Annotated in this window: 22 protein-coding genes; 7 read left to right on the forward strand and 15 right to left on the reverse strand. The window is 69.8% G+C overall.

Annotated features, from left to right (window positions below):
- Positions 1-43 precede the first annotated feature (43 nt).
- The gene (locus tag ABFJ78_RS03715; protein ID WP_284749866.1) at positions 44-457 is read left to right on the forward strand and encodes a VOC family protein; all 414 of its coding nucleotides are present in this window, start codon (positions 44-46) and stop codon (positions 455-457) included.
- Position 458: 1 nt separating this feature from the next.
- Here the strand turns inward: ABFJ78_RS03715 and ABFJ78_RS03720 are convergent, their stop codons facing one another.
- From ABFJ78_RS03720 to ABFJ78_RS03735, 4 genes are all read right to left on the reverse strand, one after another.
- Entirely contained in the window at positions 459-1,127 is a 669-nt protein-coding gene (locus tag ABFJ78_RS03720; protein ID WP_436384209.1) for a DedA family protein, read from the reverse strand.
- A gap of 132 nt (positions 1,128-1,259) precedes the next feature.
- Entirely contained in the window at positions 1,260-2,081 is an 822-nt protein-coding gene (locus tag ABFJ78_RS03725; RefSeq protein ID WP_436384210.1) for a YceI family protein, read from the reverse strand.
- The gene (locus ABFJ78_RS03730; RefSeq protein ID WP_436384211.1) at positions 2,078-4,657 is read right to left on the reverse strand and encodes an MFS transporter; all 2,580 of its coding nucleotides are present in this window, start codon (positions 4,655-4,657) and stop codon (positions 2,078-2,080) included. The genes ABFJ78_RS03725 and ABFJ78_RS03730 overlap by 4 nt, the downstream gene beginning before the upstream one ends.
- A complete protein-coding gene (locus ABFJ78_RS03735; RefSeq protein ID WP_436384213.1) occupies positions 4,654-5,184 on the reverse strand; it encodes a MarR family winged helix-turn-helix transcriptional regulator in 531 nt (176 codons plus the stop codon). The genes ABFJ78_RS03730 and ABFJ78_RS03735 overlap by 4 nt, the downstream gene beginning before the upstream one ends.
- 185 nt (positions 5,185-5,369) lie before the next feature.
- Between ABFJ78_RS03735 and ABFJ78_RS03740 the strand changes: the two genes are divergently transcribed.
- A complete protein-coding gene (locus ABFJ78_RS03740) occupies positions 5,370-5,795 on the forward strand; it encodes a PPOX class F420-dependent oxidoreductase (protein WP_436384214.1) in 426 nt (141 codons plus the stop codon).
- A gap of 58 nt (positions 5,796-5,853) precedes the next feature.
- Positions 5,854-7,245: an FAD-binding oxidoreductase gene (locus ABFJ78_RS03745; protein ID WP_436384215.1), complete on the forward strand. Its 1,392-nt coding sequence runs from the start codon at positions 5,854-5,856 to the stop codon at positions 7,243-7,245.
- Positions 7,246-7,469: 224 nt separating this feature from the next.
- Here ABFJ78_RS03745 and ABFJ78_RS03750 read toward each other — a convergent pair whose 3' ends face one another.
- The 4 genes from ABFJ78_RS03750 to ABFJ78_RS03765 all read right to left on the reverse strand — a co-directional run bounded on the left by ABFJ78_RS03750 (position 7,470) and on the right by ABFJ78_RS03765 (position 10,412).
- Positions 7,470-8,177, reverse strand: coding sequence for a DedA family protein (locus ABFJ78_RS03750; RefSeq protein WP_436384216.1), 708 nt, complete (start codon positions 8,175-8,177; stop codon positions 7,470-7,472).
- A gap of 45 nt (positions 8,178-8,222) precedes the next feature.
- The gene (locus ABFJ78_RS03755; RefSeq protein WP_436384217.1) at positions 8,223-8,573 is read right to left on the reverse strand and encodes a hypothetical protein; all 351 of its coding nucleotides are present in this window, start codon (positions 8,571-8,573) and stop codon (positions 8,223-8,225) included.
- A gap of 23 nt (positions 8,574-8,596) precedes the next feature.
- On the reverse strand, positions 8,597-9,748 hold the full coding sequence (gene nagA, locus ABFJ78_RS03760; RefSeq protein WP_364448701.1) for an N-acetylglucosamine-6-phosphate deacetylase: 1,152 nt from the start codon (positions 9,746-9,748) through the stop codon (positions 8,597-8,599).
- Between the two features lie 91 nt (positions 9,749-9,839).
- Positions 9,840-10,412, reverse strand: a complete 573-nt coding sequence (locus ABFJ78_RS03765) for an RNA polymerase sigma factor (protein WP_163046624.1) — start codon at positions 10,410-10,412, stop codon at positions 9,840-9,842.
- Positions 10,413-10,604: 192 nt separating this feature from the next.
- On the opposite strand from ABFJ78_RS03765, the gene ABFJ78_RS03770 reads away from it, so the two are divergent.
- Positions 10,605-10,889 carry a YciI family protein gene (locus ABFJ78_RS03770; protein WP_436384218.1) on the forward strand — a complete coding sequence of 95 codons (285 nt, stop codon included), beginning with the start codon at positions 10,605-10,607 and terminating at the stop codon, positions 10,887-10,889.
- Here the strand turns inward: ABFJ78_RS03770 and ABFJ78_RS03775 are convergent.
- From ABFJ78_RS03775 to ABFJ78_RS03800, 6 genes are all read right to left on the reverse strand, one after another.
- The gene (locus ABFJ78_RS03775) at positions 10,884-11,822 is read right to left on the reverse strand and encodes a PDR/VanB family oxidoreductase (RefSeq protein WP_436385375.1); all 939 of its coding nucleotides are present in this window, start codon (positions 11,820-11,822) and stop codon (positions 10,884-10,886) included. The genes ABFJ78_RS03770 and ABFJ78_RS03775 overlap by 6 nt on opposite strands.
- A 119-nt stretch (positions 11,823-11,941) precedes the next feature.
- Entirely contained in the window at positions 11,942-12,799 is an 858-nt protein-coding gene (locus tag ABFJ78_RS03780) for a metal-dependent hydrolase (protein ID WP_436384219.1), read from the reverse strand.
- Entirely contained in the window at positions 12,796-14,268 is a 1,473-nt protein-coding gene (locus ABFJ78_RS03785) for a flavin-containing monooxygenase (protein WP_436384220.1), read from the reverse strand. The genes ABFJ78_RS03780 and ABFJ78_RS03785 overlap by 4 nt, the downstream gene beginning before the upstream one ends.
- An 81-nt stretch (positions 14,269-14,349) precedes the next feature.
- A complete protein-coding gene (locus tag ABFJ78_RS03790; protein WP_436384222.1) occupies positions 14,350-14,823 on the reverse strand; it encodes a pyridoxamine 5'-phosphate oxidase family protein in 474 nt (157 codons plus the stop codon).
- Positions 14,824-14,825: 2 nt separating this feature from the next.
- The gene (locus ABFJ78_RS03795; RefSeq protein WP_436384223.1) at positions 14,826-15,737 is read right to left on the reverse strand and encodes an SDR family oxidoreductase; all 912 of its coding nucleotides are present in this window, start codon (positions 15,735-15,737) and stop codon (positions 14,826-14,828) included.
- Positions 15,738-15,857: 120 nt separating this feature from the next.
- Complete coding sequence (locus ABFJ78_RS03800) at positions 15,858-16,763, reverse strand: aldo/keto reductase (protein ID WP_436384224.1); 906 nt, start codon at positions 16,761-16,763, stop codon at positions 15,858-15,860.
- Between the two features lie 63 nt (positions 16,764-16,826).
- On the opposite strand from ABFJ78_RS03800, the gene ABFJ78_RS03805 reads away from it, so the two are divergent.
- Together ABFJ78_RS03805 and fbaA are read left to right on the forward strand one after the other, a co-directional pair.
- A complete protein-coding gene (locus ABFJ78_RS03805; RefSeq protein WP_436384225.1) occupies positions 16,827-17,651 on the forward strand; it encodes an LLM class F420-dependent oxidoreductase in 825 nt (274 codons plus the stop codon).
- A gap of 154 nt (positions 17,652-17,805) precedes the next feature.
- Positions 17,806-18,837, forward strand: a complete 1,032-nt coding sequence (gene fbaA / locus ABFJ78_RS03810; RefSeq protein ID WP_436384226.1) for a class II fructose-bisphosphate aldolase — start codon at positions 17,806-17,808, stop codon at positions 18,835-18,837.
- Positions 18,838-18,890: 53 nt separating this feature from the next.
- Here fbaA and ABFJ78_RS03815 read toward each other — a convergent pair whose 3' ends face one another.
- Positions 18,891-20,072, reverse strand: a complete 1,182-nt coding sequence (locus ABFJ78_RS03815) for a hypothetical protein (RefSeq protein ID WP_436384227.1) — start codon at positions 20,070-20,072, stop codon at positions 18,891-18,893.
- A 292-nt stretch (positions 20,073-20,364) separates the two neighbouring features.
- Here ABFJ78_RS03815 and ABFJ78_RS03820 point away from each other — a divergent pair, with 292 nt between their 5' ends.
- Positions 20,365-20,775, forward strand: coding sequence for a DUF3151 domain-containing protein (locus ABFJ78_RS03820; protein WP_400896908.1), 411 nt, complete (start codon positions 20,365-20,367; stop codon positions 20,773-20,775).
- The last annotated feature ends 66 nt before the right edge of the window (positions 20,776-20,841 follow it).

A 20,841-nucleotide genomic window follows, 5' to 3' on the forward strand; every position in this document is an offset into this window, starting at 1 on the left:
CAACTCTGGGGAGCCGCCACGCGAAAGGACGGCTTCGGAAGCCATGGCAAAACTCATGTCCGTGCACCACCTCGCGCTCACCGTGACCGACGTGGACCGCAGCGTGCCGTGGTACGTGCGTGTCCTGGACCTCGAGGAGGTCACCCGGCGCGAAGAGCCGGACACGGGGCTGCGCAAGGTCGTGCTCCGGTCCGCCGGGGACGAGTTCTCCGTGGTGCTGGTCCAGCACGCGGACACCGGCAGACGCGGGTTCGACGAGCGCAGAACCGGGCTCGACCACGTCGCCTTCCGGGTGCGGTCGACCGCCGAGCTGGCCGAATGGGAGTGCCGGCTCGCGGAGTTCGGGGTGTCGTACCTGCCGGCCGCGCCGTCGCGGACGTTCGAGGGGTCGAAGGTCGTCGTGTTCCGCGATCCGGACGGCATCCAGCTCGAAATCTGGGCCGACCCGGAACTGTGACTCAGGCGCGGGCGTCGTCGCGTTCGTCGACCGGGCGGCGCATCTCCTGGCGGTAGCGCAGCACGCCGTACCCGGTGCCGACCACGAAGAACGCGATGCTGATCCACAGCGCCGCCGTTTTCACCCACGGCAGGGCGTCCAGCAGGCCCGCGCCGTAGTAGCCGAGCAGCACCAGCGTCGGCACCCAGAGCAACCCGCCCAGCGCCGTCGCCGCCATGAAGCGGCGCGGGTCCATCCGGGCCGCGCCCGCGATCAGCGGGGCCAGCGTGCGGATCCACGGGATCCACCGGGCCGCCACGATCGCGAAGAACCCCTTGCGGTCCAGGAACCGCTGCGCGCGCTCCAGCGCCTGCCGGTTCAGCACCTTGCCGTCGCGCCTCGCGATCAGTTTGGTGCCGCTCGTGCGGCCGATGTAGTAGCCGATCTGGTTGCCGAGCACGGCGACGATCAGCGCGGCCCCCGACAGGAACCACGCGTTCGCGTCCGAACCGTGCTGGGCCAGCACCACGCCGGCCCCGAACAGCAGCGAATCACCGGGCAGGAACAACCCGATGATCAGCGCGCATTCGACCAGCACGAAGCTCAGCACGATCACCCAGACGAGCAGCGGCCCGGCGGTGTCCAGCCAGCTCACGCCGACGCCCGCGGCCTCGATGCTCACGACGTTCACACCCGAAGCCTACGTGGCCGAGGTGAACACCCCACGGCGAACGGTCGAATCGAGCTGTCCGAAATATTCAGGTTCTACGAACGGTGAAGGCCCCCTCACCAGCGGTGAGAGGGCCTTCCCCGGAAACGAACCTCAGAACTGCGGCAGCGACTCGCCCTGCACCGCTTCGATGTCCAGCTCGACCTTCACGGTCGTGCCGACCGCCGCGACACCGGCGCGGACCATCGCGCTGTAGTTGATCGCGAAGTCGTTCCGGTGCAGCGTCGTCTCGGCGTGGAACGCCACGCGCACGCCGCCCCACGGGTCCGGGCCCCAGCCGCCGTACGTCAGCTCCAGCTCGATCTCGCGGCGCTCGCCGTGCAGCGTCAGGTCGCCCACCAGCGTCCACGAGTCGACGCCGCGCTGGCGCAGCCCGGTGCTCGTGAACGTGATGACCGGGTGGACGTCGACGTCGAGGAAGTCCGGCGAGCGCAGGTGGTCGTCGCGCATCCGGATGTTCGTGTCGATGCTCGCCGCCTTGATCTCGGCGTGCACCGACGACCGCTCGGCCGGGCGGCCGATCTCGATCCGGCCGGACACGTCCGGGAACCGCGCCTTGATGCTCGCGATGCCCAGGTGCCGGGCGGTCGCGACCACCGACGAGTGCATCGGGTCGATCACCCACGGCCCGGCGGGCGGCAGGTCGATCGCCTCGGCGACCGGGGCCAGCACGACGTCGCCGAGCGAGCCGGAGCCGTCCGAGGCGATCTGGACCATCCGGGCGACCGGGGTGTACCCGGCCGCCGTGACGACGGCGGTGTACGTGCCCGCCGGGAGGGCGTCGGTGCCGACCTCCCCGCGGACGTCGGCCGCCTGCCGGGCGACCTGCCGCCCGGCCGGGTCGGTCACGGTGAGCACCGCGTGCTCCACCGCCCACCCCTCGGCCGTGCGGAAGGTCGCGCGCAGGCCGGTCATGACCGGTCGACCAGCTCGTCGAGGGCCTGGTCGTAGCTCAGCCGGACGTCGTGGCCCGCTTCGCCGCCGGTCAGCTCCACCTGGCTGGTCGCCGGCGGGTAGCCGCTCGCGACCACGGTGTACGCGCCCGCGGGCAGGTCGCTGACCAGGTACCGGCCTTCGGCGTCGGTCCGCGCCACGGCCGCGACGTTGCCCTCGGCGTCGAGCACGGTGATCCGCGCGTCCGGGACGACCCGGTCGCCCTCGGTCCGCGCGACGCCGGTCAGCTGCACCGAGCTGGACAGCTCGACGTCGTGGCGCAGCACGCCGCTGTCGGGCACGGTCAGCGTCACCGCGACGGGCCGGTAGCCCGGGCCGCTGGCGACCAGGGTGTAGGCCCCGGCGCCGACCCCGACGAAGGCGTAGGTGCCGTCCGTGGTCGTGATGAACGCGCCGTTCACCTCGCCGCGGCCGTCGGTCAGCGTGACCGTGACGTTCGCCAGCGGGGAGCCGGTCGCGGCCGCCCGGACGGTGCCGGTCAGCTCGCCGGACCCGGTGAGCGTGACGTCGACCGTCGCCGGCCCGTTGCTGATCACGACGCTGGAGGCCTGCGGCTGGTGGCCGTGGGCCGACACGATGAGGACGTACGCGCCCGGGCCCTGGCTGGGCACCGAGTAGCTGCCGTCCGCGGCGCCGGTGGCCCGCGCGACCTGGCGGCCGCGCTGGTCGATCAGCGTCAGCGCGGCACCCGGGACGTGGCTGCCGTCCTGCCGCCGCACGTGCCCGATCACCGGCACGCCACCCGCGCCGACCGGGGTGTCGACCTCGGAGTCCGCGACGGAGTTCGTGATCGGCATCGGCAGCGCACCCGAAACGGCCTGGTAGTCACCGTGCCCGTTGGTGCTCAGCGCGTGCTTCCCGCCGCCGACCAGTGCCGGCTCGCGGTCGACCGGCTTGACCGGCTCGACGATCTCGGTCGGCGCGTCCGCGAGGCTGTCCTCCTCGAGCAGCGCCTCGCCGCCCTCCATGGCCGCCGCGGCCGGGGCCGCGTTGGTCAGCGGGATCTCCTTCATGAACAGCAGCACGACGGTGGCCAGCAGCGCCACGCCGCCCGCGATGTAGAACACCGTGGTGATCGACTCGGTGAAGCCGATCAGCACCGGGGTGCGGATCGCCTCGGGCAGGTTCTGGATACCGCTGGTGTTCTCCGACAGGTTGCCGATGCCCGCCCCGGCGCCGGCCGGGAGCTGCCCGCCGAACGCCTTGGTGATGTTCGGCAGCAGGGTGTTGAACAGGACCGTCAGGAAGATCGCGACACCGGCGGTACCACCGATCTGGCGGAAGAACGTCGCCGACGCGGTCGAGACGCCCATGTCGCTGCGCGGGCCCGCGTTCTGCACCGCGATGATCAGCGTCTGCATGCACTGGCCGAGGCCGAGACCGATGATGGCGGCCGCGACCAGCGGGTGCCACAGCGGCGAGTCGTACTTGACCTGCGCGAAGAAGAACGCGCCACCGGCGATCAGGATGGTGCCGATGATCGGGAAGATCTTGTAGCGCCCGGTCTTCCCGGTGAGCCGGCCGGACACGATCGAGCTGGTCATGATGCCCGCCATCAGCGGCAGCATCAGCAGCCCGGACTCGGTCGGCGTGTAGCCCTGCACGACCTGCATGAACTGCGGGATCATCGTGATCGCGCCGAACATCGCGACACCGACGATGATGCCGCCGATGATCGCCACGGTGAACGTCGAGTTCTTGAACAGCCGCAGCGGGATCAGCGCGGCGTCCTTCATCAGCTTCTCGACCACGATGAACGCGATCACGCCGACGCCGCCGATGACGTAGCACCAGATGGCCTTCTGGTCGCCCCAGCCCCACTTCTGGCCCTGCTCGGCGACGACCAGGAACGGCACGACCGCGACGACCAGCGTCAGCGCGCCCCACCAGTCGATCTTGTGCTTGTGCGGGGTGTGCGGCACGTTCAGGACCCGCGCCACGACGAACAGCGCGACGATGCCGATCGGGACGTTGATCAGGAAGACCCAGCGCCAGCCGGAGATGCCGGCCAGGGTGTCGAAGCCGGCGAACAGACCGCCCAGCACCGGGCCGAGCACGGTGGAGAGGCCGAAGACGGCCAGGATGTAGCCCTGGTACTTCGCCCGCTCACGCGGCGGCACGATGTCGCCGAGGATGGTCATGGCCAGCGACATCAGACCGCCGGCGCCGAGGCCCTGCACCGCGCGGAACGCGGCGAGCTCGTACATCGACTGCGAGAACGTCGAGGCCAGCGAACCGGCGACGAAGATCGTGATCGCGGCCAGGTAGAACGGCTTGCGGCCGTAGATGTCGGAGAGCTTGCCGTAGATCGGCGTGACGATCGTCGAGGTGATCAGGTACGCCGTGGTCGCCCAGGCCTGCAGGTCGAAGCCGTGCAGGTCGTTGGCGATCTTGACGATCGACGTGCCGACGATCGTCTGGTCGAGCGCGGCGAGGAACATGCCGCACATCAGGCCGCTCAGGATCGTGACGATCTGGCGGTGGCTCAGCCGTGGTGGTTCCTTCGCCACGGGTTGTTCGACAGTGGTGGTGCTCATGCGTTGGCCCCCTTGGCCGGTGCAGCGGCGGACGCACTCGCGTCGGCCAGCTGTGGAGAGTGGTTCTCGATACCTGTGTTGAGCCGGCCGAACAGCGTGTTCAGGGTCTGGATCTCCCCTTCGGTCCAGTCCCCGAGCACTTCGGCCAGCCACTGGTTGCGCTGCTTGCGGTTCTCTTCGAACACCCGCATGCCCTCGGAGGTGGGCGCGAGCAGGCAGGCCCGGCCGTCTTCGGGATCGGCCTGGCGCTCGACCAGGCCGTGCTGGACGAGCGAGCTCGACTGCCTGCTGATCGTGGAGATCTCGGAGTGGAGCGACTCGGCGAGCCGGCTGGTGCGCTGCGGGCCCTCGTGGATGAGGGTGAAGAGGATCGCGTAGGCCGCCCGCTCGATGCCGTCGGGACCCTGCTTGGACACCTGGGACTTCGCCTTGTTGATCAGGCGGACCAGGCGCACGAGCTCGTGGCCGAGCTGGTCGGCGAGGTCCAGCTCGGCTTTGGGCCGGGTGGCGGAGTTGTTCGGTGCCATGGGTGGAGTCCTTCACGGCGTTGGTTGGCGGCTGCAACTAGTTGCCTCAGGCAAGGATGTGCCTTCACCACCGGTTATGCAAGCGGGAGCCGGGTCGATGTGTCGGAACCCACTTTAGTTGTCACACGCAAGCAGTTTCCCGGCGACCCTCGGAACAAACGCGGCGGCACCCGGTTGGTACAGCTATGACGGACGACACAGCGCTGAAGGACTTCCTCGCCACGCGCCGCCACGGCGTGCTGGCCACGATCCGCCGCGACGGACGGCCCCAGCTGTCCACGATCACGCACCTCTACGACGCGGCGACGAACACGATCACCGCGTCGATCACCGAGACCCGCGCGAAGACGAAGAACATGCGCCGCGACCCGCGGGTGACCTACCACGTGGGCAGCGAAGACGGCTGGAGCTACGTCGTCGCGGAGGGGACGGCGTCGCTCACGTCGCCGGCGGCGTCGCCGGACGACGAGACCGTCGAAGCGCTCGTCGACTACTACCGCAGCGCGGCCGGCGAGCACCCCGACTGGGACGAGTACCGCGCCGCGATGGTCAGCGACCAGCGGGTCCTGCTCCGCGTGCACGTGGACAAGCTGCTGGGACTGGTCCGGTAGGGGCGGTTTTGAAATAGAAGTTCCGCAGTGCGGAGTATCCGGGCTTACCATGAAAGCCATGAGCGACGAAGCTTTGGTCACCCGGCTGCGCGACCTGCTCGGCAAGAGCGCGGTGCTCACCGACACCGACGTCACGGCGTCCTACGCGCGCGACATGATGCCGCTGGCGCCCTCGGGGCGGCCCCTGGCGGTGGTGCTGCCCGCGAACGTCGAGGAGGTGCAGGCGGTCGTCAAGGCGTGCGCCGAGGCGGGGGTGCCGATCGTGCCGCGCGGGGCGGGCAGCGGCCTGTCCGGCGCGGCGAACGCCATCGACGGCTGCGTGACGCTGTCGCTGACCAAGCTGAACGAGATCGTCGAGATCGACCCGGGCAACCGGCTGGCGGTCGTGCAGCCGGGCGTCGTCAACCTGGACTTCCGCAACGCGGTGGAGAAGCACGGACTGTTTTATCCGCCGGACCCGTCGAGCTACGACTGGTGCACGATCGGCGGCAACCTGTCGACCAACGCGGGCGGCTTGTGCTGCGTGAAGTACGGCGTCACGACGGACTCGGTGCTGGGCCTGGAGGTCGTCCTGGCGGACGGGTCCCTGCTGAAGACGGGCCGCCGGACGGTGAAGGGCGTGGCGGGCTACGACCTGGCCCGGCTGTTCGTCGGCAGCGAGGGCACGCTGGGCGTGATCACGCAGGCGACGGTCCAGCTGAAGCCCCTGCCCCAGGCCCCGGCGACGCTGGTCGCGGGCTTCTCGACGACCGAAGCCGCCGGCGAGGCCGTGGCGCGGGTCGTGCGGGAGGGGCTGGTGCCGTCGCTGCTGGAGATCATGGACGCGTCGTCGATCAAGGCGTCCGAGACGTACTTGAAGACGGACCTCGGCGCGGGTTCGGACTGCCAGGCGTTGCTTCTGGGGCAGTCGGACGCGGGCGGCGAGGTCGCGCGCCGGGAGCTGGCGGCACTGGAGCAGATCTGCGTGGACTGCGGCGCGGACCTGGCGTACACGACCGAGGACCTCGAAGAGGGGCGGATGCTGCTGCAGGCGCGTCGGGTGGTGCTGACGGCTTTGGAGACGTATGGGCAGTGGCTGACCGACGACGTTTGCGTGCCGCGGACGCGGATCGCCGAGCTGATCCGCGGGTGCGAGAAGATCAGCGCCGAGGTGGGGCTGCGGATCGCGGTGGTCGGGCACGCGGGCGACGGCAACATGCACCCGACGATCGTTTACCAGCCTGATGACGCCGACGAGTTCGCTCGGGCTCGGCGGGCGTTCGACGAGATCCTCGAGGTCGGGCTGTCCCTCGGTGGGACGGTGACCGGGGAGCACGGGGTCGGGAAGATCAAGCGCGAGTGGCTGGAGCGGGAGATCGGCCCGGTGGGGATGCGGGTGCACCGGCAGATCAAGGCGGCGCTGGACCCGGGGAACCTGTTCAACCCGGGGTCGATGTTCTCGATGACCTGAGGCGCTCGCGCAGGGGTCCCCGCCCGGGGGACCCCTGTTTTCACGTTACCGCGGGGGTCCGACAGTTTCTGGTGCCTCCACCTCGCCGAACGACGTGAATGACTCATTCATGTCACCAGGCGACATGAATGAGTCATTCACGTCATCGCAGCCGGCCGAAGCAGCCACCCCGGGCACGGAAAAGGGCCCCACCGCCGACCGGTGGGGCCCTCCAAAACCAACCCTCAGTCCCGCACCCGCGGAATCCGCTGCGTGACTTCCGGATCGGTCTCCGCCGGAACAGCCGCCTTCTTCTCGCGCCGCGCCTTCAGGTACTCCAACCCGATCGGCACCACCGACACGAGCACGATGAGCACGAAAATCGCGTCGACGTTGTTCGCGATGAACGACACCCCGCCGAGCAGTGACCCGAGCACCGTGATGCCCGCGGCCCACAGGATGCCGCCGATCACCGTGTACGTGAAGTAGCGCTTCGGGTCCATGCGGCCGATGCCCGCGATCCACGTGATGAACGTCCGGACGAACGGCACGAACCGGGCCAGCACCACCGCCTTGGGGCCGTGCTTCTCCAGGAACTCGTGCGTCTTGTCGACGTACTCCTTCTTGAAGAACTTCGAGTCCGGGCGGCTGAACAGCTTCGGCCCGACGAAGTAGCCGATGTAGTAGCCGACCACGTTGCCGAGCAGCGCCGCGACCGTCACCAGCACGCAGACCAGCCACAACGGCGCGTCGAGGGTGCCGTTCGCGATGAACAGGCCCGCTGTGAACAGCAGGGAGTCACCGGGCAGCACCGGGAAGATGCTGCTCTCGACGAAGATGATCAGGCACAGCACCGCGATGACCGGCGTCGTCAGGCCGCTCAGCAGGTGCTGCGGGTCCAGCCATGACGGCAGCAGCGACATCGTGTTGACCGTGCTCTGGGCGAGAATCACCCCAAAAACGGTACAGGGTCACCCTGAGTCGTTACTGAGACCCGGTCAGACCAGCGTCAGCAGCCCCACCACGGACCCCGCGGCGAGACCCAGCAGCACCGCCAGCAGCAGGATCCAGTACGCAGGCAGCTGCGCCGACTGGCGCGGCGGGGGAGGCGGCGGTGGCGGCGAGTACGCCGTCGGGGCCTCGGCGATCGGGTCCAGCGCCGCCCGCTCGCGCTCCAGCGAGTCCGCGCCGGCGCCCGAGAGGAGCCCGTACGCGGACGGCAGCTCGTTGGGCGGGACGACGTCCGTCTCCTTCTCCCGCGACGGCGGCGGCGACGCCGAAGGGGCGAAGACGGCTTGCGCGCGAAGGGCGTCCGCCAGCAACTGCTCGGGGTCCTTCGGCTCGCTCATCTCCGCCCGTCTCCTCGAAGTTCCTACGTACTCAAGGTAGCCGTACCCACCTCGGCGACCCACTCACCCCGGCGCAGCACCTTCGCGGGCCGCAGGTCCTGGTCGAGGACGACGATGTCGGCCACGTACCCGGGGCACAGCATCCCCGTGCGGTCGGCGATGCCGAGCAGCTCGGCGGGCCGTTGCGACGTCGCGTGCACCGCGTCGAGGATGCCGAGTTTCGCACCCCGGACCAGATTGCGGAAGGCGGTGTCCATCGTCAGGGTGCTGCCGGCCAGCGAGCCGTTGTCGGCGAGGGTGGCGACGCCGTCGTGGACGTCGACCTCGAGCCGGCCCAGCGTGTAGCGGCCGTCGGCGGCGTCGGTGGCCGACATCGCGTCGGTGATCAGCACCGTCCGGTTGCGGCCCGCGTGCTTCGCGGCCAGCCGCACGACAGTCGGGTGCAGGTGGACCAGGTCGCAGATGAGCTCGATCGTGATGCGCTCGTCATCGAGCAGTGCCCCGACCGGGCCCGGTTCGCGGTGGTGCAGCGGCCGCATGCCGTTGAACAGGTGGGTCGCGACCGTCGCGCCCGCGTCGATGGCCGGCAGCAGCTGCTCCTCGACGCCGTCGGTGTGCCCGATGGCGGCGATGACGCCCGACTCGGCCAGCTGCCGGACGGCCTTGATCCCGCCGTGCAGCTCCGGGGCGATGGTGACCATCCGGATCGCGCCCTGGCCGGCGCGCAGGAGCTTGTCGACCGTGCCGGTGTCCGGCTCCAGGAGCGTCTCCGGGTCGTGCGCCCCGCAGCGGGCCTTCGAGATGAACGGCCCCTCCAGGTGGATGCCCGCGACCTCGCCGTCCTGGACGAGCTCACGCAGCGCCGCGACCTGGTCACGCAGGATGTCCACCGGGTCGGACACCAGGCTGGCGAGCATGGTCGTGGTGCCGTGACGGCGGTGCGCTCGCACCGCCGTCAGGAGTTCTTCGGGATCGAGGGAGGTGAACGAGGCACCTCCCCCGCCGTGGCAGTGGGTGTCGATGAACCCGGGCACGACCAGTGCCCCACCGACGTCGACGTGCTCGCCCGACGGCGGGGTCCCGGAACCCACGCCGGCGATCCGCCCGTCGGAGACGGCTACCCAGCCGTCGTCGAGTACACGGTCCGGGGCGGCGACCCGGCCGCCCATGATCACGAAATCTCCGGCGCCTCTCACGCACCCCAGCATATATTGGTCTGGACCAAGCATGGTGATACGACTCAGTGATCGGAATGGTCCACCCGGGTCACTGTGGGGCCTGCATGGCCTTCTGGAGTGCCTCGAGCGCCCGGCTGGCGGTCGACTTAACGGTACCCTTGGAAATGCCTGCGGCCTCAGAGATTTCGGCTTCGCTCAGCCCACCGTAGTAACGCAGCACCAGCACTTCGCGCTGGCGGGGCGGCAGCTTGGACAGCGCGCTGACCACCGCCTGGTGCTCGCTGGACAGCATCGCGAGGCTTTCGGCGGACCGCGCGTTGACCGCGTGCGGCGGCACGTACTCGCGGGCGGTCTTGCGGCGGCGCAGCACGCTGCGCGACCCGTTGACCACGGCGGTGCGCAGGTAGCCGACCGCGGCCGCGGCGTCCCGGAGGCGCCCCCAGTTGCGATGCAGGCCGGTGAAGGCCTCCTGGACGACGTCTTCCGCCGTCGCGGGCTCGTCGACCAGCAGAATCGCCAGCCGGACCAGCCGCATGCGGTGCTGGCGGTAGAGGTCTTCGAGGGTCAGCGGCGCGGCCGTCTGCGCCGGGGCCGGACCGTCCATGACCCGCAGGTGGCCGAGGGTCGCCTCGACGCTGCGTTCCGCATTGCCCTCGAGCATGAACCCCTGCCTGTCCTCGACCCCGGTTTGCACGGTGTGTCGCGTCAGCAGGTTCACGGCGGTATTCACAGCGCTCACACAGGTACTGACGCACGCCCAGCCTATCGGGTTGGCCTGCCGTCGCCACAGATCGCCCGCCGCGACACGGGTAGCGTCGGGCCGGTACCGCCCGCCCGACCCCGGAGAGCCCCCATGGCCTGGTTCCTCGTCGAAATCACCTACGTCCAGGAGAAGATGCCGGAGGTCCGGCCGCGGCACCGCGAGTTCCTCTCGAAGCTCGCCGAAGAGGGCCGCGTGGCGGTCGCCGGCCCGCTCGGCGACGGCACCGGCGGCCTCACGCTCTACCAGGCCGACGACGAGGCGCACCTCAAGGAGACGATCGACCGGGACCCGTACTTCCTGGAGGGCGTCGTCGCCGAGCGCAGCGTCCGCGAGTTCAAGCCGGTGATCGGCGCCTGGCTGCCCGCGGAGTCATAGGTCGAGCGCGGTGGTGCCGCGGTCGACGCAGATCCGCATCGACCCGCCGCCGGCCGTCGGCACCGCGCACGTCCCACAGAAACCCTGGCGGCACGAGTAGGGCGTCGCGGGCCGTGCTTCGAGGAGGACGTCCAGGGCGGTCCGGTCGCGCGGGACCCGCAGTACCTGCCCTGACCTGCGCAAAGTCAGCTCGAACGGCTCGCCGTCGACGATCGGCGGCGGCGCGAACCGTTCGAAGTGGACGCTTTTCGCGCCGGTCAGCGCCAGGTCGACACGGACGCCGGTGATCATCGGCACCGGGCCGCAGCAGTACACCGCCGCCCCTTCGGACAGGTCTTCCAGCAGTTCCGCGCCCGACGCCGGGACGCCGTACTCGGTGTCCGGCCGGATCCGGACGCGGTCGTCGTCCGGCAGCTCGTCGAGGAACGGCATCGATTCGCGGCTGCGACCGGTGTAGACCAGCCGCCAGTCGGCGCCGCTCGCGGCGGCCGCGCGAACCATCGGCAGGATCGGCGTGATCCCGATGCCGCCGGCGATGAACAGGAACGGTCCCTCGCCGACGAAGGGGAACGCGGTCCGCGGGCCCCGGACGGTCACCCGCGTGCCCGGCTCGAGCGCGTGGACCTCGGCCGACGCGGTGCCGATCTTCCGCACGGCGATGCGGTAATGATCCTTTTCGGACGGATCGCCGCAGAGCGAGTACTGCCGCACCAGGCCGGACGGCAGCACCAGGTCGAGGTGCGCCCCCGGCCGCCAGGTGGGCAGCGGCGCGCCGTTCGCCAGCCGCAGGCTGACGACGTCTTCGGCTTCGGGGCGTACGGCTTCGACGACCAGCGGCAGATTCCGGTCGACTTCGCGCACGGGCGGCCGGCGGCGGCCGCTGAACTGCGACATCCGGCGGTAAACGCCCACGACACCGACCAAAGTGGACATCAGGTGGTCGGTCCGGCCGCTGCCGTCCAGCCGGGCGGGCCGGCCAAGCCCCGCACTTTCACGTGAAAGTGCGGGGCCCAGGTGGGCACTTTCACGTGAAAGTGCGGGGTCCGGCTTGGTCACCCGGCCGCCCGGGCGGCCGGGGAACTCGCCAGGTATGCCACCGCCTGCTCGGTGCTCCCCGTCTCCGTCGGGTGGTACGTCTTCCGGAAGTACGGCCGGATTTCCCGCAGCAGCTGACGCCCGCTCGGCAGCAGCCCCCGCTTCGCGGCCCGGCGGTAACCCCGCAGCGACGCGCGTCCCGGGCGCGTCGGATCGTTATGCATCAGATATCGCGTGCCGCGCGCGAACACCCACGCCAGCACCGGCGTCACCGCCGCCATGCTGCGCACGCGGCGCGGGTACCGGCCGTCGAGGTGCATGAACAAGTCGAACGCGACCGACCGGTGCTCGACCTCCTCGGCGCCGTGCCAGCGCAGCAGGTCGAGCATTACCGGGTCGGCGCCCGCGTCCTCCAGGGGTGCGTCGAGCACCCACTGGCCGAGGAACGCCGTGTAGTGCTCGATCGCGGCGACGATCCCGAGCCGTTCGACCAGCCACTCCTCGGCTGCGCGCCCGGTCAGGCCGCGGTCGCCGAGCAGCTTCCGGAACAGCCACTCCATCTGCGCGACGAACGGCCGCACCGGGACGCCGGCGGCTTCGAGGTGCGCCGCCGCGCCGTCGTGGGCCTCGGCGTGCACCGCCTCCTGGCCGATGAACCCGAGGACGTCCGCCTTGAGCCGCTCGTCGCGGATCAGCGGCACCGCCTGCTTGAACACCTCGATGAACCAGCGCTCGCCTTCGGGCAAGGCCAGGTGCAGGACGTTGATGGTGTGCGTGGCCTGCGGTTCGCCGGGGATCCAGTGCATCGGCAGCGCCGCCCAGTCGAACTTCACGTCGCGGGCGTGCAGCACGAGCTGCTCGTCCGGGGACGTCATGACGAACGGCCGGACAGTTCGTAGTCCGCCGGGTCGACCTTCCGCGTCTCGAGCCAGTAGCGCCAGGTGAAGCCGGGCCAGATCGTCCGGTTGACGCCCTTGGCATCGAGGTACCAGCTCTTGCAGCCGCCCTGCGTCCAGACGCCCTTGACCAGCTTGTCCTGGATCTCCCGCTGGAACTCGTCCTGCACGCCCGGCCGGACGTCGAGCGCGGCGGCGTCGCGGGAGTCGGCGAGCTTGATCGCGTCGACGACGTACCGCGACTGCGACTCGATCATGAACACGACGGAGTTGTGGCCCAGCGCGGTGTTCGGCCCGAGCAGGAAGAACAGGTTCGGGAAGCCGGAGACGGTGATGCCCTTGTGCGTCCGCATCCCTTCGGTGGCCCACTCCTTGGCGAGGTTGCGGCCGTCGACGCCGGTGATGTCGAGGTACTCCAGCGCGTCGGTGACCTTGAACCCGGTGCCGTAGATGATCGCGTCGACCTCGTGCTCGACGCCGGCGGAGTCGACGATCGAGTGCGCCTTGACCTCCTTGATCCCGGCCGTGTTCACCTCGACGTTCGGCCGGTTCAGCGCCGGGTAGTAGTCGTTGGAGATCAGGACGCGCTTGCAGCCCATCGTGTAGTCCGGCGTGACCTTCTTGCGCAGTGCGCGGTCCTCGATGCCCTTCGCGATGTTGCGCTTGGCGATCAGCTCGCCGGCCTTCATGATCGCCGGGTGGCCGTTGAAGCCGATGGCCCGCGCTTCGAGCAGCCAGTACAGCGCGTTGCGGTAGAGGCGCTGAGTGCCGGGGACGCGCTTGAACAGCGTCCGCGCCCAGCCCGGCATCGCGTGGTCGGGCTTCGGCATGATCCACGGCGGCGTGCGCTGGAAGAGCGTCAGCTCGGCGACGTCGGGGGCGATCTTCGGGACGAACTGGACGGCGCTGGCGCCGGTCCCGACCACGGCGACGCGCTTGCCGCGCAGGTCGTATTCGTGGTTCCACCGCGCGGAGTGCCAGGTCTGGCCCTTGAACTTCGCGATCCCGGGCAGCTCGGGGATCTGCGGGATGTGCAGGCCGCCGACGCCGGAGACGAGGAACTGCGCGACGAACTCGCGGCCGTCCTTCGTCGTCGCCGTCCAGCGGCGCTCGCCCTCGTCCCAGTGGGCGCCGGTGAGCTCGACGCCGAACCGGATCTTCTCGCGCAGCCGGTACTTGTCCGCGACGCCCTTGAGGTAGCCGAAGATCTCCGGCTGCGGCGAGAACGACCGCGACCAGTCCGGGTTCTGCTCGTACGAGAACGAGTACATGTGCGACTGCACGTCGCACGCGCACCCGGGGTAGGAGTTGTCGCGCCAGGTGCCACCCACCTCGTCGGCCTTCTCCAGGATCACGTAGTCCCGGATACCGGCCTTTTCGAGCTGGATCGCCTGGCCGAGCCCGGAAAATCCGGTGCCCACGATCACGACCTTGAACCGCTCGGTCATCTGTCGGCCTCCGCTGCTTCGAGGATGCTGCCCAGATGACGTTACCTCAGGTAACAGTTACTTGGAAGTACTCCCTACTGGTTAGTACGTCCCGCCGAGCTTGGTGTGGTCCCAGCTGACGATCTTCGTCGGCCGGAAGACCAGCCCGACGCGTTTCGGGGCCTGTCCTGCGATGAATCCCTTGAGTTCGTCCGGAACGGGGTCGCCGGGCTTGGCGCCGGCGTACCGCTGCATGAGCGTGATCCCCATCCGGGTGACTTCTTCGGTGTCCTCGATGATCTCGACGTCGGCCTCGAGGGAAACGCCGCGGAGCTTCTCGTAGCTGTCGCCGTCCTCGATGAGCACGGTCGCCTCCGGCAGGCGGCGGAGGTTCTTCGCCTTCTGCGAGGTGCCGTACGTCCAGGTCGCGACGCCGTCCTCGTGCGGGTAGTACCAGAGCGGCGCGAGGTGCGGGCGGCCGTTGGGTCCGACGCTGGCGACGTTGATGACCTTCTGCTCGGCGAAGTACGCGCGCACTTCGTCCTCGGTCATCCGGATCTGGTCGCGACGGGACATCTTCACCCCTTGGTGGCGGCCCGGCCGCCGTGGCCGGTGACCGCCGACTCGAACGCGCCGCGGGCCTCGATGTCGGCGAGCGCGGCCTTGTCCGCCGAAGGTACCCGGCTGCGGGAGCCGATTTCGATGATCGGCGGGAGGAACGCGCGGAGCAGCTTGAGCCCGCCGACCCAGCGCGGCACGTGGATGGTCCGGGCGCGCTTGAGGATGCCGGCTTCGAGGTCGTCCAAGGCGACGTCGAGCGGGTAGGTCTTGCCGATCAGGCCGGGCATCGACGCGCGGAGCTTGCCGAACACGGGGTGCGCGTCGGCGCTTTCGACGAGGTCGGTGCGGATCCACGTCGGGTGCGCGACGCCGACCTTGACCCCCAGGTGGGCGACCTCGGCGCGGAGGCTGTTGGAGAAGGCTTCGACGCCGGCCTTGGCGGCGGCGTAGTTCGCCATGCCCGGCGCGTGCGTGATCGCGGCGAGGCTGGAGATGGCCAGCAGGTAGCCCTTGCGCTCGATGACGTGCGGGAGCGTGACGCGGAACGTGCGCCAGACGCCGAGCAGGTCGACCTCGATGACCTTCTCGAACGCGGCGCGGTCGACCGAGCGGACGAAGCCCGCGGTCGCGATGCCGGCGTTGGCGATGACGATGTCGATGCCGCCGAAGTGCTCGACGACGCCCTTGGTGGCCTGCTCGAGCGCGTCCCAGCTGGTGACGTCGGCTTCCCAGGCGTGCGCGTTGGGTCCGATGCGGTCGGCGACCTTCTTCTGCTCGTCGGCTTCGAGGCCGACGAGCGCGACCTTCGCGCCGCGCGCGGCGAGCCGTTCGGCCAGGCCGGCGCCGATGCCGCGGGCGGCGCCGGTGATCAGGACGACCTTGCCGTCGACCTTCTTGGTGCCGCTCAGCAGCGAAAACGGGTTGGCCACGGTGCCCTCCTAGACGTCACTTGAGGGCACCGTACCTCACCTTACCCGCAGTAAGCTACCCGGAAGTAGGTGTCACTTTCGTCGAGAAAGATGCGTCGTCAGGCCCCCGCGACGCATCTTTCATAGGGAAAGTGACGCTACTTCTTCTGTAGTCAGGTTGAGGGTCACTGAGGCGATCAGGTCAGTTAGCTGCTCGGTTGTCCGGGCGCTGGCGATCGGGGCGGCGACCGTCGGCTGCTGGCGGAGCCAGGCCAGTGAGACCGCGGCGACCGACGTGTTGTGTGCCGCCGCCACCGCGTCGAGCTTGGCCAGGATGCGCTCGCCGTCACCGTCCAAATAGGACTCGGCGCGGGCGGCGCGCGGGCTGTCGCTCTCGGTGCCCTTCGTGCGGTACTTGCCCGTCAGAAAGCCCTTCGCGAGGGCGAAGTACGGCAATGCGGCCAGGCCTTCGCGCTCGACGAGCGGGGCGAGGTCGCGCTCGTAGTCCCGCTCGACGAGGTTGTAGTGCGGCTGCAGCACGGCGAATCGAGCGAGGCCGTTCCGGTCCGAAATGGACAGTGCCTCGGCGAGCCGGTCGGCGCTGTAGTTGGACGCGCCGAGGTGGCGGACCTTCCCGGCGCGGACCAGGGCGTCGAACGCCGTCAGCGTCTCCTCGAGCGGGGTGTCCGGGTCGTCCCGGTGCGCGTAGTAGAGGTCGATGTGGTCGGTCTGGAGACGGCGCAACGAGTCCTCGGCCGCGGCCTGGATGTTCTTCGCGGAGAGGCCCGGCCGGCCGTCCCACATGCCGACCTTGGTCGCGACGACGACGTCGTCCCGGTTGCCGCGCGCGGCCAGCCAGTTGCCGAGGATCTCCTCGGAGCCGCCCCCGCCGCCGTAGAGGTCGGCGGTGTCCACGAAGTCGCCACCGGCCGCGGTGTAGGCGTCGAGCACGGCGAAGGACTGGGGCTCGTCCGCCGTCCAGCCGAAGACGTTGCCGCCGAGGTTGAGCCCATACACGTCGAGGTCGGTGTTTCCCAGCTTGGTCATGTCTTCGACAGTAATTCGCCGGACCCGGGAGGAAAATCGCCGTCCCACGCGTTGGAGTGTTCCATGGCTATCGAACTGGGCAAGCTCGGGATCTGGCGGTACCACGCGAACGTCGATGCGAAGTTCGCGGCGGAGGCGGAGAAGCTCGGCTACGGGGCGATCTGGCTGGGCGGCTCACCCGGCGGCGACGACCTCGCGTCGGTGGACGGCATGCTGGAAGCGACGGACTCGCTGGTCATCGCGACCGGCATCGTGAACATCTGGCAGGACGAGCCGGCGGACATCGCCCGCGTCTACGAGCGCATCGCGGCGAAGTACCCGGACCGCTTCCTGCTGGGCATCGGCGCGGGTCACCGCGAGGCGACGAAGGAGTACAAGAAGCCGTACGCGGCGCTGGTCGACTACCTGGACGGCCTGGACGCGGCGGGTGTCCCGGTCGCCGGGCGTGCCTTGGCGGCGTTGGGTCCGAAGGTGGTGGCGTTGTCGGGTGAGCGCACGGCCGGCGCGCACCCGTATTTGACGACGCCGGAGCACACCCGCTCGACGCGCGAAATCCTCGGCGCGGGCAAGCTGCTGGCGCCGGAGCACAAGGTCGTCTTGTCGACCGACGCGGCGGAGGCGCGGGCGATCGGCCGCAACACCGTCAAGTACTACCTGGGGCTGTCGAACTACGTCGCCAACCTGCGCAAACTGGGCTTCACGGACTCCGATCTGGAAGGCGAGGGCAGCGACCGCCTGGTCGACGCGCTGGCCCTGCACGGCGACGCGGCGACGATCGCGCGCGGCCTGTCGGCGCACCTGGAGGCGGGGGCGGACCAGGTGATCGTCCAGGTGCTGAACGAGGACCCGTGGCCGGCGTACCGCGCGCTGGCCGCCGAGCTGCTGTGATCTCCGTCCGGCCGCCGGTGCGCCCGGCGGCCGGACGCACCCCCTTCTGAACCGATCCCACGTGCGGAAAAGTTTCTGCCCGGGGACCGGTGTGCGGCGGCGGTCCACCTCGTACGATGCGGTCGGGACCACCCTGTGCCAAGGAGGAGTAACGATGCCCATCGCCACCCCCGAGGTCTACGCGGAGATGCTCGACCGGGCCAAGGCGAACGAGTTCGCCTACCCGGCCATCAACGTGACCTCGTCCGAGACCGTGAACGCCGCCATCCGCGGGTTCGCCGAGGCGGAGAGCGACGGCATCATCCAGTTCTCCACCGGCGGCGCGGAGTTCGCGTCGGGCCAGAAGGTCAAGGACATGGTGACCGGCGCGACCGCGCTCGCGGAGTTCGCCCAGGTCGTGGCGGCCAAGTACGACGTGAACGTCGCGCTGCACACCGACCACTGCCCGAAGGACAAGCTGGACGGCTTCGTCCGCCCGCTGATCGAGATCTCGGCGGAGCGCGTCAAGAACGGCCAGAACCCGCTGTTCCAGTCCCACATGTGGGACGGTTCGGCGATCGACCTCGACGAGAACCTCGAGATCGCCGCGGAGCTGCTCGCCAAGACGGCGGCCGCGAAGATCATCCTCGAGGTCGAGATCGGCGTCGTCGGCGGCGAAGAGGACGGCGTCGAGGCGGAGATCAACGAGAAGCTGTACACGGCCGAAGGCGACTTCCTGAAGACGATCGACGCGCTCGGCTCGGGCGACCGCGGCCGCTACCTCCTGGCGGCGACGTTCGGCAACGTCCACGGCGTGTACAAGCCGGGCAACGTGAAGCTCCGCCCGGACGTCCTGAAGGGCGGCCAGGAGGCGGCGGCGAAGAAGCTGGGCCTGTCCGAGGGGTCGAAGCCGTTCGAGCTGGTCTTCCACGGCGGCTCGGGTTCGCTGCCGGAGGAGATCCGCGAGGCGGTGTCGTACGGCGTGGTGAAGATGAACGTCGACACGGACACGCAGTACGCGTTCACCCGCCCGATCGTGGACCACTTCTTCAAGAACTACGACGGCGTGCTGAAGATCGACGGCGAGGTCGGGAACAAGAAGGTTTACGACCCGCGCTCGTACCTGAAGGCCGCTGAAGCCGGGATGGCGCAGCGGGTCGTCGAGGCCTGCCAGGCGCTCGGCTCGGCAGGCACGAAGGTCAAGTAGTCACGTCCGGAGGGGCGGCACTTTCACGTGAAAGTGCCGCCCCTTCGTCGTGTTCAGACTGTCTCGGCAACCTGCCGTCGAGCGGACCACCGGCGCGAAGCCGGGCCGGCCGCCGCCCACAGCGCGAACACCCCGGCCAGCACCACCAACGCCGTCCAGTACGCCACCGGCGGGGCCGACTCCGTGTGCGCGTCACCCAGCACCCACGGCCGGAACTGCGACTGCACCCACAGCGCCCCGTACCCGAACGCCGTCACCAGCAACGCCCCCGCGCCGGCTCGGAGAACGCCGGAAGTCATGGCGAACGCCAGGTCCACCGCCAGCCCCACGAACAGCAGGTAGAACGGCACCGTCGAGACCGGGAACCCCAGCCCGAGCAGCAACGGCCACATCACCGACCGATAGGCGACGTACGCGAGAGCCACCGCGGAAGCCGCCCAGCGGAAACCCAAGGTCTTGCGCGCCAGCGCCAAGATCAACGCCATCACCCCGATGCCCCACAGCGGGTACACCCACTCCGGGATCGGCATCGTGAAGTGCATGACCGCGGTCCGGTCGACCGGGTGCCCGATCTGGTTCGCCGCGAAGTCCAGCAGCGACGGCTCGGCCTCCGGCGTCCCGCGCTCCCACGCCCGCAGGCCCAGGATTCCGTACTCCTGCTGGCCGTTCGGGAAGAACGTGTTCTCCAGGAAGAACGCCCACAGCGCCAGCAGCACGCCCGTGCGGAAACGGCCCGGCGGCGAAAGCCGCAGCCAGCCCAGCAGCACGCCCGCCTGCATGATGCCCGTGCCCAGGTACAACATCATGTGGGACGGGCTCCACGCGGTCAGGTCCAGGCCGTTGACGCGGTGGTTGATCACGTCCAGCGGCGCCGCCACCAGGAACACCAGCAGGCCGATCTGCATCAGGCGCAAGGACGTCTTGTCGGCACCCAGGCCCGTGTAACTGTGGATCGCCACCAGCACGACGATGATCACCGTGCCGACCGTGTTGATCAGGTGCGGCGGCGCCAGGTCGTCGCGCAGCCACATGAAGTGCCACGACATGTCCCACGACGAGCCCAGCAGCTTGAACGCGAACGCCGCCAGCCACATCCCGTAGCAGAACCGGAGCACCCAGTCCGGGGTCGGCTGCCCGGGGGCGCCGCGGTGCCAGTGCCGCGTGAAGAACAGCCGCGTCTTGCCGATGGGGCTGCGCGGGATCACGTCCACCGGGACGTCGACTGCCTTGGCCATGTCGGACATCATGGCCGGTCATGGTCACGAGCGGGTCAGGACCGTGGCGAAAGACGCGAAAATCGGGATTCCCCCTACCTTCTTCCCCGCCGCCACCCTCAACGGAGGCGCTTCGCGCCCGGGATTCACCCCTAAGGGTGGACGACTTGCTTTCGGCGTGCGTCGGTTGGCATGGTGTCGCGCCATGATGCCGAAACGAGTTGTGGCCGCCGTCCTGGTCGGCGCTCTGGTCCTGGCCGGTGGTGGGGTTCTCGCGGGCCTCTTCTTCTGACCCGCGTGCAGAATGGGCGGCATGACGCACAACCTGCTCGGCCCCGAGCCGACGCTGCTGCCCGAGCACACCGCCGCCCAGGCCGCGCTCGACGCCGGAACCGACCCGGCCGCCGTCGCCGCCGAACACCCCGACTACAGCGAGGCGTGGGCTTCGCTGGCCGAGAAGGCCCTGGACGCGGGCGAGACCGTCGCCGCGTACGCGTACGCCCGCACCGGCTACCACCGGGGTCTCGACCAGCTGCGCCGCGCCGGCTGGAAGGGCTTCGGCCCGGTGCCGTGGTCCCACCGCCCCAACCAGGGGTTCCTGCGCGCCCTCGCCGTCCTCGGCAAGGCCGCCGGGAAGATCGGCGAGACCGAGGAGTACGACCGCTGCCGCACGTTCCTCGCCGACTCCGACCCCGCCGCCGCGGAAGCCACCGGCCTCAAGTGACGCCGCGGGGCCCGGGCCGCGCGGGCCCGGGCCCCGCGGGGGGGGGGGGGGGGGCGGGGCCCCGCC

The organism is Amycolatopsis sp. MEPSY49 (genome assembly GCF_051337345.1).
Taxonomy (GTDB): Bacteria; Actinomycetota; Actinomycetes; order Mycobacteriales; family Pseudonocardiaceae; genus Amycolatopsis.

Coding starts and splice junctions, on each gene's coding strand:
- ABFJ78_RS03725 (WP_436384210.1), bottom strand. CDS start 2,081: ATGACCGGCCTGCGCGCGACCTTCCGCACGGCCGAGGGGTGGGCGGTG.
- ABFJ78_RS03735 (WP_436384213.1), bottom strand. CDS start 5,184: ATGGCACCGAACAACTCCGCCACCCGGCCCAAAGCCGAGCTGGACCTC.
- ABFJ78_RS03780 (WP_436384219.1), bottom strand. CDS start 12,799: ATGACGTCCCCGGACGAGCAGCTCGTGCTGCACGCCCGCGACGTGAAG.
- ABFJ78_RS03820 (WP_400896908.1), top strand. CDS start 20,365: ATGACGCACAACCTGCTCGGCCCCGAGCCGACGCTGCTGCCCGAGCAC.
- fbaA (WP_436384226.1), top strand. CDS start 17,806: ATGCCCATCGCCACCCCCGAGGTCTACGCGGAGATGCTCGACCGGGCC.
- ABFJ78_RS03790 (WP_436384222.1), bottom strand. CDS start 14,823: ATGTCCCGTCGCGACCAGATCCGGATGACCGAGGACGAAGTGCGCGCG.
- ABFJ78_RS03805 (WP_436384225.1), top strand. CDS start 16,827: ATGGCTATCGAACTGGGCAAGCTCGGGATCTGGCGGTACCACGCGAAC.
- ABFJ78_RS03755 (WP_436384217.1), bottom strand. CDS start 8,573: ATGAGCGAGCCGAAGGACCCCGAGCAGTTGCTGGCGGACGCCCTTCGC.
- ABFJ78_RS03740 (WP_436384214.1), top strand. CDS start 5,370: ATGACGGACGACACAGCGCTGAAGGACTTCCTCGCCACGCGCCGCCAC.
- ABFJ78_RS03745 (WP_436384215.1), top strand. CDS start 5,854: ATGAGCGACGAAGCTTTGGTCACCCGGCTGCGCGACCTGCTCGGCAAG.
- ABFJ78_RS03800 (WP_436384224.1), bottom strand. CDS start 16,763: ATGACCAAGCTGGGAAACACCGACCTCGACGTGTATGGGCTCAACCTC.
- ABFJ78_RS03730 (WP_436384211.1), bottom strand. CDS start 4,657: ATGAGCACCACCACTGTCGAACAACCCGTGGCGAAGGAACCACCACGG.
- ABFJ78_RS03770 (WP_436384218.1), top strand. CDS start 10,605: ATGGCCTGGTTCCTCGTCGAAATCACCTACGTCCAGGAGAAGATGCCG.
- ABFJ78_RS03815 (WP_436384227.1), bottom strand. CDS start 20,072: ATGGCCAAGGCAGTCGACGTCCCGGTGGACGTGATCCCGCGCAGCCCC.
- ABFJ78_RS03775 (WP_436385375.1), bottom strand. CDS start 11,822: ATGTCCACTTTGGTCGGTGTCGTGGGCGTTTACCGCCGGATGTCGCAG.
- ABFJ78_RS03765 (WP_163046624.1), bottom strand. CDS start 10,412: ATGCTCGAGGGCAATGCGGAACGCAGCGTCGAGGCGACCCTCGGCCAC.
- ABFJ78_RS03715 (WP_284749866.1), top strand. CDS start 44: ATGGCAAAACTCATGTCCGTGCACCACCTCGCGCTCACCGTGACCGAC.
- ABFJ78_RS03785 (WP_436384220.1), bottom strand. CDS start 14,268: ATGACCGAGCGGTTCAAGGTCGTGATCGTGGGCACCGGATTTTCCGGG.